The sequence below is a fragment of the Aeromonas piscicola genome, assembly GCF_000820005.1.
GTDB classification, from domain to species: Bacteria; Pseudomonadota; Gammaproteobacteria; order Enterobacterales; family Aeromonadaceae; genus Aeromonas; species Aeromonas piscicola.
The window spans coordinates 326,219-337,686 of sequence record NZ_CDBL01000052.1; the positions used below are offsets into that span (position 1 = coordinate 326,219).

Here is an 11,468-nt window from a genome sequence, read left to right on the forward strand (position 1 = left end):
AATAAAACTATACTGGGGTATAGTATATTGCATCATCGCCCTCAGGAGAAATCCATGTCATCCCTCGTCTCATCCCACTGCCATCAACCCGTCGTGCACCAGGGTAATCCGCTGGCGGAACAGAAAACCCGCTGGGCCGTGCTGCTTACCGTCATCATGATGGTGGCGGAGATCAGCGGCGGCTGGTTCTACAACTCAATGGCACTGCTGGCGGATGGCTGGCACATGAGTTCCCACGCGCTGGCGCTCGGCCTCTCCGTACTGGCCTATCGCGCCGCCCGCCACTTTGCTCGCGACCACAGATTCAGCTTCGGCACCTGGAAGATCGAGGTGCTGGGGGGCTTCACCAGCGCCTTGCTGCTGGTGGGGGTGGCCGGGTTGATGCTGTTCGAATCTGTGTTCCGGCTGCTGGATCCCAGCCCGATCCACTATCAACAGGCGATCGCCATCGCGCTGGTGGGCCTCTTGGTGAACCTTGCCTGCGCCTGGCTGCTCAAGGACGATCATGGCCATCATCACGGTCACAGCCATGACCACCATCACGGCCATGATCATCATGACCATGCTGATCATCACGGTCATCAGGATCTCAACTTGCGTGCCGCCTACATCCACGTACTGGCTGATGCGGCCACCTCTGTGCTGGCCATCCTGGCGCTGGTGGGTGGCATGCTGTGGGGAGCCGACTGGCTGGATCCCCTGATGGGCATAGCGGGCGCCGTGCTGGTGGCCGTGTGGGCCTGGGGTCTGCTGCGCGACTCGGGCCGGGTGCTGCTGGATGCCGAGATGGATACCCCGCTGGTGGCGGAGATCCGCGAGGTGATAGCCGACTTGCCGGACGCCGAGATCCGCGATCTGCACGTCTGGCGGGTGGGGCAGGAGCAGTATGCCTGCGTACTCTCTCTATTGATGGCGACGCCCATCCCGGCTGGCCAGATCCGTGAGCGGCTCGCCATCCACGAGGAGCTGGTTCACGTCACCATAGAGATCGCCCAGCCCTGATCATTCCCGGTCGGCAACACGAGACATGAAGAAGGGGCCCAGGCCCCTTCTTGTGGTTTGAATCAGTGGTGTTGGCCGTGATCATCGTCCGGCTTGTGCTGCCAGATGGCTCCCAGCAGCAGCTTGAGCAGCAGTTGGGGCGGGTTGTCCAGCAAGGATCCCGACTCCAGCTGCAGGTGGCCATCGGCCCGAAAGCCCAGGCTGGCGTGGACTGTGCCATCTTCGCTACGCACCTGGATGAGACCGCTCAAGGTACCACGCTCCCCAGGCTGGCAGCGCAGGCGCAGCTCGCGCGGCTCCCCCAGCAGGGTGAAGGCTCGGCAGAGGGGCGGTGTGTCTTCATAGTCGGGCCAGTTGAAGAAGTGGTACTGCTCGGCGAGCACGCCCGCCTGCTGGCAAAATTGGTCAAACAACTGCGCGATCGCCTGATACTCCTGATCCAGCCGTTTGGCCTGTTCCTCAATTCGCTTCATATGCCGTGACTCCTTCTCTATCCACTTGATCGGAAATTGATTTTTCCGGTATGGACTCGTCTGTCTGCTGGTATGGGCCGAAAGTGAGGCCGGGTCTGTGAGCCCGATCCAATTTTCGTTATGAAAACGTTATCTTGTTGAAAATGGTTGGTTTTTTTGCCCTGCTGCTCACATTTGAAACGATTGCCGCTGATTAATATGGCACCGCTCGGCAATGACCGGGTACTCGGATATCGAGACTAACTACAGCGGGAATTATAAAAAAATGGATATGAAAAAGACCAAAGTGGCGCTGGTAACAGCCTCACTGCTCGCGCTTTTGTCCGGCTGCAATGACAACAGCTCCTCCCCCTCCACCCCTGGCCCCACGGACGGCCCCGTTGCCCGTCTGCCCAATGTGCAACCCCCTGCCGAGCAACTGGTGGCCGGGCCCGATCAGGCGGTGATCGCCCTGGTGGATACCCAGACCAGCGCGGCACGCGGGGTGGATGGCCCCTTCGCCAACTACAGCCTGCACCTGTGGAACAACGACGCCTGCAATGCCACCGCCGAGAGCGGTCTCAACGCGGGCTGGGATGACAAGGTCAATACCCCGGCGGCGGCCGACGGTTTCGGTCCCAGCTGGGTGGTTCCCCTGGCCAAGCTGGAAGGCTGTATCAACTTTATCGCCCGCAACGGCGATCTGGCCAACCTGACCGGTGCCGACATGAAGGTGGTGTTCAGCGATCACCCGGATCGCACCGTGGCAATCGTCGCGGGCAAGAGCGAGGTCTTCGGCAGTCGTGCCGACGCCTTCACCGCCGCCTTTGGCGTGGCGGGGGCCAGTGCCCATCTGATCGATGGCAGCACCCTGATCTGGCAAGGGGGCAAGGACAAGCCCCATGTGCGCCTCTATTACACTGAGTCGGGCACCATCAAGGCCAATGCGGAAGGGGTATTCGACTTCCCCTACATCACTCTAACGGCTACCAGTCTCACTGCCGAGCAACAGGCCAAGTATCCGCACCTCAAGGATGCCGCCGCCTTCGCCCTGCCAGCGGGGAAAGATCTCAAGCCGCTGCTCAAGGGCGAGCTGGTGGCCATAGGCACTGATGCTGACGGCATACTGCAGGGGGCGACCCTGGTGCAGAGCGCCGGTGCCCTCGATGCCCTCTACGCCGAGGCAGCGAGCAAGCTGGCCTATGGCGCCATCGTCGAGGGGGGCAATGTCACCTTCCGGCTGTGGGCGCCGACTGCCAAGTCGGTCAAGCTGGCACTGTTCGATGACAAGCACAGGGCGCTGGGCGAGCGCACCATGATTCGGGACGAGGCCAGCGGCAGCTGGAGCGTGCAGGGTGGCAGCGAGCTGGTAGGCAAGTTCTACCGCTACGACATCCAGGTCTATCACCCGGTCAGCCGCAAGCTGGAATCCTATCAGGTGACAGACCCCTACTCACTGAGCCTGGCGATGAACTCAGAGTTCAGCCAGGTGGTGGATCTCAACGATCCGGCCCTCAAGCCGGAAGGGTGGGACAGCCTCAAGGCGCCCCACAGCCAGCAGAACCCTGCCGACATCACCATCTATGAGGCCCATGTCCGCGATCTGACCGGCAACGACGACTCCACCCCGGCCGAGCACCGCGGCAAGTTCCTCGGCCTGACCGACAGCGACAGCGTGCCGGTCAAGCACCTGCAGGCGCTGGCCAAGAGCGGTGTCAGCCACCTGCATTTGCTGCCCGTGTTCGACATCGCCACCGTCAACGAGGATCCGGCCAAGGTGGCCAACCTTGCCGATGACTTCAGCAAGCTGTGTCAGGTCAACCCGGAGGTGCAGGGGTCCAAGTTTGGCGGTTACTGCGGTGGTGGCCAGACGATAGAGGCCGTGCTCACTGATCTGCAAGGGGCCGACAGCAAGGAGAACCCCCAGGTACAGGAGCTGTACGGTTATCTGCGCGGGGCGGACTCCTTCAACTGGGGCTATGACCCTTACCACTACACGGCACCGGAAGGCTCTTACGCCACCAACGCCGAGGGCAGCCAGCGCATCCTGGAGTTCCGCGAGATGGTCAAGGCCATCAAGCAGAACATCGGCATGAACGTGGTAATGGACGTGGTCTACAACCACACCAACGAAGCCGGCCTCGGTCCCAAGTCGGTGCTCGACAAGATAGTGCCCTGGTACTATCAGCGCCTCAATCCGGAGACCGGCTCGGTCGAAAACTCCACCTGCTGCTCCAACACGGCGCCGGAACACGCCATGTTCGCCAAGCTGATGGATGACTCTCTGGTGACCTGGGCCCGCGACTACAAGATCGACGCCTTCCGCTTCGATCTGATGGGCCACCACCCGAAAGATCAGATGGTGCAGGCGCTGGCCGCCGTGAAGCAGGTCAACCCCGAGATGTACTTCTACGGCGAGGGCTGGAACTTCGGCGAGGTGCAGGATGACAAGCGCTTCGTGCAGGCGACCCAGAAGCACCTGGGCGGCACCGGCATCGGCTCCTTCTCCGACCGGTTGCGTGATGCGGTGCGCGGCGGCAGTCCGTTTGACGGCGGCGACACCATTCGCAAGACCCAGGGCTTTGGCAACGGCGCTCTGGTGGATGCCAACGAGATGGACGGCGTTGAGTTGGCCACGGCGCTGCACCAATCCGACCTGGTTCGCCTCGGCATGGCCGGCAACCTCAAGGATTTCGTGCTGACTGACAAGGACGGCATGCCGAAGAAGGGCTCCGACATCGACTACAACGGTCAACCTGCGGGTTATGCCCAGGATCCGACCGAAATTCAGAACTATGTCGACAAGCACGACAACCAGACCCTGTTCGACAACCTGATCTACAAGGCGCCGGAAGGAGCCGATCTGGTGCGGATGCAGGGGGTATCGCTGGCCACCGCCATGCTGGGGCAGGGCATTCCGTTTACCCATGCCGGTGTCGAGTTGCTGCGCTCCAAATCCATGGAGCGGGACAGCTACGACTCGGGTGACTGGTACAACCGGGTCGACTACACCCTGGCCGACAACAACTTCGACAAGGGGTTGCCGCGCAAGGACAAGGATGGCGACAACTATCCGCTGATCGAGCAGGTGCTCGGCCAGCACGTCAAGCCGAGCGGGGCCGACATGGCGACCATGGTGGGCTTCTATCAGGAGCTGGCCGAGCTGCGTCAATCCTCCCGTCTGCTGCGCCTTGGCAGCGGCGCCGAGGTGATCAAGCGGGTTGATTTCCGCAATACCGGGCCTGACCAGGTGCCGGGGCTTATCGTGATGACGGTGGATGATGGCGTCAATGCCGGTGCGGATCTGGATCCCGCCATCGAGGGCCTGGTGGTGATGATCAACGCCACCAACCAGCCCCAGAGCATCGGCGACTTCCGTGACGGCAAGGATCAGCCCATCGATCTGAGCACACTGCAGCTGAGCCCGGCCCATCATGCAGGTAGCAGCATCGCCGATGGCGCCGTTGCCAGTGGTGGTCAGTTGACCCTGGGAGCCTGGTCTGCTGCCGTGTTCGTCAAACCGCAGGCCGGTGCCCAGGGTGCGGGTCTGCCGGTGAGCAAGAAGATAGACTTGAGCACGGTTCCGCCGTTTGGTGATACCGCAGTCTATCTGAAGGGCTTCCTCGACGAGTGGGGCAACACCAACCAGATGAGCTTCAGCAGCAACTTCATGTACGAGTTCACCACAGAGGTGACGACCGACAAGCTTGGCACCACCAACGTCAAGATTGCGGACGCCTCCTGGGGGCCGGTCAACTACGGCAGTTGCAATGCCGCTGACAAGCTGGTGGTCGGCACCCCGCTGACCCTGTGCGCCGGTGGATCGACCGGCAACGTCGGGCTCGAACTGGCCAAGGCGGGTAGTTACAAGTTTGTGTTCACGGCAATGAACAAGGACAAACCGACCCTGAGCGTCAGCTTCACCGAGCCGGTGCAGAGCTGCAAGGTGCTGGATACGGTGGCGGGCAATCCGCTCGGCTACAACCTGTTCGTCAAGGGTGAGCTGTCCGGTTGGGCTGCCCAGCCCCAGTATCAGCTGAGCTACAAGGGGATGGACGGCGACCTCGCCATCTATCAGGCCGCATTCAACTACATGGGCACCAGTGAGTTCAAGGTCGCCAATGAAGACTGGAGCAAGGAGTACCTGCTCAACGGCGGTGGCGCTGTCACTGCCGAGACGGGCTACTCTCTCAGCTTCTCCCAGGCTGGCAGTGCCAACAACAGCATCACATTGCCGCAAGGATTGTGGAGCGTGCTGGTGAAGGTTGACCCGGCTGGTACCAAGGCCGGCACCGCCGTCATTCAGGAGTGCAGCGCCAAGTAAGCATACCCATAGAGTCCGGGGCTGGCTCGGCAGCCCCGGGTTGAATTCCACCTTGCCAAGGGTGGGATAACTCCGAGAGAGTAAGCAAAGCGCGACTGCCAACCGGCAGCCGCGCTTTTTCTTTGCAGGTGTCAGGAGAAGGAAGGGGGAAAGAGAAAAGCCGTCCCTGTCGGGGACGGCTTTGCATATGGAGATCTCCCTTGCAGGCTGGATCAGCGCTTGCGCAGCAGACGCAGGGCGTTGGCCGTCACCAGGGCGGTGGCACCGGTATCCGCCAGCACGGCAATCCACAGACCCGTGATGCCGAGCAGACTGGTGACCAGGAAGATGGCCTTGAGTCCCAGCGCCAGCGCTATGTTCTGGTGGATGTTGGCCAGTGCCGCCCGCGACAGGCGGATCATGGCGGCGATGCCGCCGAGCTGGTTGTGGGTCAGCGCCGCATCGGCCGTCTCCAGTGCCACATCTGTGCCGCCACCCATGGCGATGCCAATGTTGGCCCGCTTCATGGCGGGGGCGTCGTTGATGCCATCCCCTATCATGGCGACCTTCTGGCTGGCGGCCAGCTTGGCGATCTCTTCCACCTTGTCTTCCGGCAGCAGGCTGGCGCGCCAGCCCATGCCGAGCTCGTTGGCAATCGCCTCGGCGGCGCGGGGGTTGTCCCCGGTCAGCATGATGCTGCGCAGTCCCAGCCCCTTGAGCTCCGCCAGGGCCGCTGCCGCTTCGGGCCGGATCTGGTCCCGCAGGGCCAACAGGGCCGCCGGTGCTGCGCCCGGCTGGCCGAGCACGACCACCGTCTTGCCCTGCTGCTCAAGGGTGGCTATTTGTGCGTTGAGGGCATTGCTCAGCGAGTCAATCCGGCTCGGTGCCAGCAGTTGCCAGAGGGTGCCGTCGATGCGCCCCTCCACCCCCATGCCCGGCAGGGCGCGCAGATCCCGGGCCGCAGCCAGGGTCAGCCCCTGCTCCTTGGCTTTGGCTACCACGGCGCGGGCCAGCGGATGATGGGATCCCTGCTCTATGGCGGCGGCCAGTGCCAGCAGTTCGGCCTCCGGTTGGTCATTGAGGCTGACCAGTTCGGTCAGTTGCGGCTTGCCCAGGGTCAGGGTGCCTGTCTTGTCAAACGCGACTGTATCGATATGGGCCAGTCGCTCCAGCGCGGCGCCGCCCTTGATCAGGGCTCCCTGCCGAGTCGCCGCCGCCAGGGCGGAGGTGACAGCCGCCGGGGTGGAGATCACCAGGGCGCAGGGGCAGCCGATGAGCAGCAGCGCCAGTCCGCGATAGACCCACTCGTCCCAGCTCTGGCCGAAGGCCAGCGGCGGCACTATCACCACCAGCAGGGCGACCAGCATCATGGCCGGGGTGTACCAGCGGCTGAAGCGGTCGATGAAGCGCTCTATGGGGGCGCGCTGGGTCTCGGCCTCCTCGATCAGGTGCAGTATGCGGTCGATGGCGTTGTTGCCGGGCTCGGACACCACCTCGAGGCGCAGCACCCGATCCGCCGCCAGACTGCCGGCGGGCACCTTGTCACCCTGGCGACGCTCCACCGGAATGGACTCACCGGTCAGGGCGCTCTCATCAAAGGCGCCGAGAGCATCGAGCAAACGGGCATCCGCCGGCAGGCGGGCGCCCGGGGCTATCTCTATGATGTCGCCGGGACGCAGCTGGTCGGCCGCCACCTCTTCCCGCACGTCACCGTCGACCGTGGTGCGGATCCGCAGCGCCTTGTCGGGCACCAGCGCCATCAGGGCCGTGACGCCGGCGCGGGCACGGCCGGCGGCATAGGCCTCCAGATGTTCCCCCAGCATGAAGAGCAGCAGCACCATGGCCGCCTCGGCGGTTTCACCGAGGAAGAGGGCACCCAGCGCAGCCACCGTCATCAGGGTCTCGATGGCGAAGGGGGAGCCGCTCTTGGTCAGGGCCCAGGCCTTGCGGGAGATGGGCCACAGGCCCCAGAGGGTGGCCAGGGTAAACAGCGGCTGACCGAACTCTTTCGGCAGCAGGGCCGCCACCAGCATCAGGCCGGCCAGCGACAGCGGCTGCCAGTATTTGGCGAGCAGGCTCATCTGCGGGCTGCGCCGCCTGGTGTTGTCGTCCCCGGGCTGAGTTGCGTCCTTGAGCCGGAAACCGGCGGCCAGCACGGCGGCGGTGACGGGATCGGGGGAGAGGCCGGGGGCGAGATCCACCACCAGCTTCTCGGTGGCAAACAGCACCCGGGCCTGCTGCACGCCCGCCACCCGGCTGACGGCGGTCTCGATCTTGCGGGCACAGCTGGGGCAATCCATCCCCAGCACCTGCCAGCTGTGGCGGCGACTGTCCTGCTCCGGCGCGATTAACGGCTCGGCGGTGTTGGCGGTTTGCTCATGGTGATCATGATCATGCTGGTCATGGTCATGGTCATGGTCATGGTCATGGTCATGAGGTGGCTGCGTGCTGCAGCAGCGCTGGCTGTGACAGCCTGCTCTGGGGGGCTCTTCATCCCCCGGCGATTCACTCCCCCCCTGATCCTGATGATCATGGGGGGCCTTGCTGGCGCAGCAACTTACCTGTTCGACATTGTCACAGCAGTGGCTGTCGTGCTGATGCTCGTTCTGGCTGGTGGCAGACTTGCTGACGGCCTTGATGGGGGCGGCGGCAGTTTGATGGCTGCAGCAGGATTTGCTCATGATGAGTCCCTCTTGGATGGATCCCGCCGGTGCGAGATCTTCGATGACTGAGGCGAGTGTAAACCTTGGTGTTAAGTCCAAGGTCAAGCCTATTTCTCTTGCTGTCTGAGCCAGCAGGGGCTAGCTGTCCGAGTCTGAATAAAACGCCCTTATATCCTTGTGATTGGCAGGTGTTTGTCACCGCCCGGCGCGCCTATACTGGGGAGCCCTATCCTCCCTCGATAATCAAGGACATAACATGAGCAATTCCGTTACCCTGCAAGGCAACCCCGTCTCCGTCGCCGGTCACTTCCCCGTTGCCGGTGAGCAGGCCAAGCCCTTCTCCCTGGTTGCCAAGGATCTGTCTGACGTGACCCTGGCGAGCTTCGCCGGTCAGCGCAAGATCCTGAACATATTCCCGAGCGTCGATACCCCGACTTGTGCCACCTCAGTGCGCAAATTCAACGAACAGGCCAGCGCGCTGGAGAACACAGTCGTGCTCTGCATCTCCGCCGATCTGCCGTTCGCCCAGTCCCGCTTCTGCGGCGCCGAAGGTCTGGACAAGGTGGTGACCCTCTCCACCTTGCGTGGTACTGCCTTCCTGCAGGACTACGGCGTGGCCTTCTCCTCCGGTCCGCTGGTGGGCCTGACTGCCCGTGCCATCGTGGTGCTGGATGCAGACGACAAGGTGCTGCACAGCGAGCTGGTGGCCGAAGTGGCCGACGAGCCGAACTACGCCGCTGCCCTGGCCGCGCTGTAAGTTTGTGAGTGCAAAAATCCCGCCACGGCACGCCGTGGCGGGATTTTTTATGGATGGCGTCTGGCCATCAGGGCGTGCTGGGTGACGCCGCCGACGCCACTGGCTCGGGATGGGGCTGCCACGCCTCATAAGGGCGATGAAGCCTGGAGTAGATCTCGGTCAACTTGCCGGACGCGGCCAGCCGGTCGATTGCCGTGCCGAGGAAGAGATCCATCTCATCACCCGCCGCCCCCTTGGCGATGATGAAGACATCCTCGAAATCGCCGAAGTGTTCCCGATGAATGTTGGTCAGCCCCAGCTGGCGCAGCATCAGGTCAGCTTCCTCCTGGGCCCATATGAAGGCATCGATGCGGCCGCGCGAGAGCTTGCGCAGTGACTGCTCTATGCTCATGGACCTTTGCAGTGGAATGGGCAGAAAGCCCGGGGTGGCTTCGATCAGCAGATCCCGTTCGGTGGGCTCAACCCCATAGGCCATGTCGGTGGTGACGGGGTGAGCCGTGTTGCTGTAGATGACATGGGTGACTTTGCCAAAGCTGCGGGTACTGAAGCGATAGGGCAGCATATCCGCATCGTGCAGATTGCGGATCGCGGGCAGGCTGAAGTCGGCTTTACCTGCGATGACACCGGCCATGGCACGGGCAATGGGGTATATGGTGATACGGATGCTGACCTCGGGAGACTGTTCATCAATCGCCTGCACCAGATCGACGAAGGGACCCGTCTTGTCGGCGTTGATAAGACCCGGCAGCTCGCCAAGATGGGCATTGAGGATGCGAACCGGTTTGTCCGAAGGCGTGGCCGGCGTGCCTGTCCGGGAGAGGCTCTGGGTGGTCAACCCCAGCAGACCGAGCAGGGTAAACAGCAAGATATAGGTATATCTGGTCATGATCTGGTCACACCCTTGGGTGATGGTTCCAGAAGTGTAGTCTGGGCTGCTCCGGTCATATCGAACCGGGCTCGATTGCAGAGCCCGCGATGGATGAGATTTTACTTATCGCTCCCTGCTCACTAGACTTCGCCTCCCACTTCTTTATTCAGCCGATATCTGCGTAGCCCCATGACCTTTAGCGAACTCGACCTCAATCCCGCCCTGCTGGCGGCCCTGCCTGCCACCCTGCATACCCCGACCCGCATCCAGCAGCTTGCGATACCCGTGGTATTGGCGGGGCAGGATCTGCTGGCGCTGGCCCAGACCGGCAGCGGCAAGACGCTGGCGTTCGGGTTGCCGTTGCTGCAACGGCTGGATCCTGCCTCCAGCCTGGTGCAGGGACTGGTAGTGGTACCGACCCGCGAGCTGGCGATGCAGGTGAGCGCTGCCTTGCAAGGGATCGCCGAGGCGCTGGGGCTGCGCGTCCTGACCCTGTGCGGCGGCGTGGCACAGGAGCGGCAACAGGCCGAATTGGCGCTGGGGCCGCAACTGTTGGTGGCGACGCCGGGGCGACTGCGGGATCTGCTTACTCAGCAAGTGCTGGGGTTGGATGGCCTGCAACAGCTGGTGCTGGATGAGGCGGATCGCCTGCTGGAGATGGGCTTCTTGCCCGACATTCAGTGGCTGATGAATGAGATGCCCGCCGAGCGTCAGACCCTGCTCTTCTCCGCTACCCTGCCTGCCGAGCTGGATGCCCTTGCCCATAGCCTGCTGACAGAACCGACTCGCATTGAGGCCAATCCCCTCAACAGCCTGGTGAACGAGATCGAGGAGCGACTCTATCTGGTCAACAAGAGCAGCAAGGTGCCTGCGCTGATCAGCTTGCTCAAGGAGCAGGCCTGGCCGCAGGTGCTGGTGTTCATCAGTGCGCGGGACGATGCCGACGGCGTGGCCAGGAAGCTGGCCAGGGCGGGGATCCCGGTTGCCGCCCTGCATGGGGAGAAGGAGCAGGCGGTGCGCGAGCAGGCGCTCGACGATTTCAAGGCCGGCAAGGTGCGGGTACTGGTGGCCACCGACCTGATGGCGCGGGGCATACATGTGGAGGCATTGCCTGTGGTGATCAACCTGGACCTGCCCGCCAGCGCCCCCGTTTATGTTCACCGTATCGGCCGTACCGCCCGCGCCGGGTGCGAGGGGCTGGCCATCTCGCTGGTGTGTCACGGCGAGAGCGATATCCTGGCGGCGGTCCGCACCCTCACCGGCCGCGAGCTGCCGCTGGGGGAACTCGCCGGTTTCCCGGTGACCGATCTGCCCGCCAGCGGGGAGGGCAAGCGCCCCCCGCGCGACAAGCAGGCGAACCGCCGTACCGCCAACAAGCGCAGCGTCAAGCAGTTCAAGGGCAAGGCTTAGTTCAAGGATGGAC

At 63.1% G+C, this 11,468-nt stretch carries 7 protein-coding genes; 4 read left to right on the plus strand and 3 right to left on the minus strand.

Annotated features, from left to right (window positions below):
* Positions 1-54: 54 nt before the first annotated feature.
* Complete coding sequence (gene dmeF, locus BN1128_RS12135; protein ID WP_042869051.1) at positions 55-1,002, plus strand: CDF family Co(II)/Ni(II) efflux transporter DmeF; 948 nt, start codon at positions 55-57, stop codon at positions 1,000-1,002.
* A 62-nt stretch (positions 1,003-1,064) separates the two neighbouring features.
* Here dmeF and BN1128_RS12140 read toward each other — a convergent pair whose 3' ends face one another.
* Positions 1,065-1,475, minus strand: a complete 411-nt coding sequence (locus tag BN1128_RS12140) for a hypothetical protein (protein WP_042869053.1) — start codon at positions 1,473-1,475, stop codon at positions 1,065-1,067.
* 265 nt (positions 1,476-1,740) lie between these two features.
* On the opposite strand from BN1128_RS12140, the gene pulA reads away from it, so the two are divergent.
* Positions 1,741-5,778, plus strand: a complete 4,038-nt coding sequence (gene pulA / locus BN1128_RS12145; protein ID WP_156140248.1) for a pullulanase-type alpha-1,6-glucosidase — start codon at positions 1,741-1,743, stop codon at positions 5,776-5,778.
* A gap of 212 nt (positions 5,779-5,990) precedes the next feature.
* Here pulA and BN1128_RS12150 read toward each other — a convergent pair whose 3' ends face one another.
* Positions 5,991-8,438, minus strand: coding sequence for a zinc/cadmium/mercury/lead-transporting ATPase (locus tag BN1128_RS12150; protein ID WP_042869057.1), 2,448 nt, complete (start codon positions 8,436-8,438; stop codon positions 5,991-5,993).
* A 238-nt stretch (positions 8,439-8,676) separates the two neighbouring features.
* On the opposite strand from BN1128_RS12150, the gene tpx reads away from it, so the two are divergent.
* The gene (tpx, locus tag BN1128_RS12155) at positions 8,677-9,177 is read left to right on the plus strand and encodes a thiol peroxidase (protein ID WP_042869059.1); all 501 of its coding nucleotides are present in this window, start codon (positions 8,677-8,679) and stop codon (positions 9,175-9,177) included.
* Positions 9,178-9,244: 67 nt separating this feature from the next.
* Here the strand turns inward: tpx and BN1128_RS12160 are convergent, their stop codons facing one another.
* A complete protein-coding gene (locus BN1128_RS12160; RefSeq protein WP_042869061.1) occupies positions 9,245-10,063 on the minus strand; it encodes a type 2 periplasmic-binding domain-containing protein in 819 nt (272 codons plus the stop codon).
* Positions 10,064-10,234: 171 nt separating this feature from the next.
* On the opposite strand from BN1128_RS12160, the gene BN1128_RS12165 reads away from it, so the two are divergent.
* Positions 10,235-11,455 carry a DEAD/DEAH box helicase gene (locus BN1128_RS12165; RefSeq protein WP_042869063.1) on the plus strand — a complete coding sequence of 407 codons (1,221 nt, stop codon included), beginning with the start codon at positions 10,235-10,237 and terminating at the stop codon, positions 11,453-11,455.
* Positions 11,456-11,468: the final 13 nt, after the last annotated feature.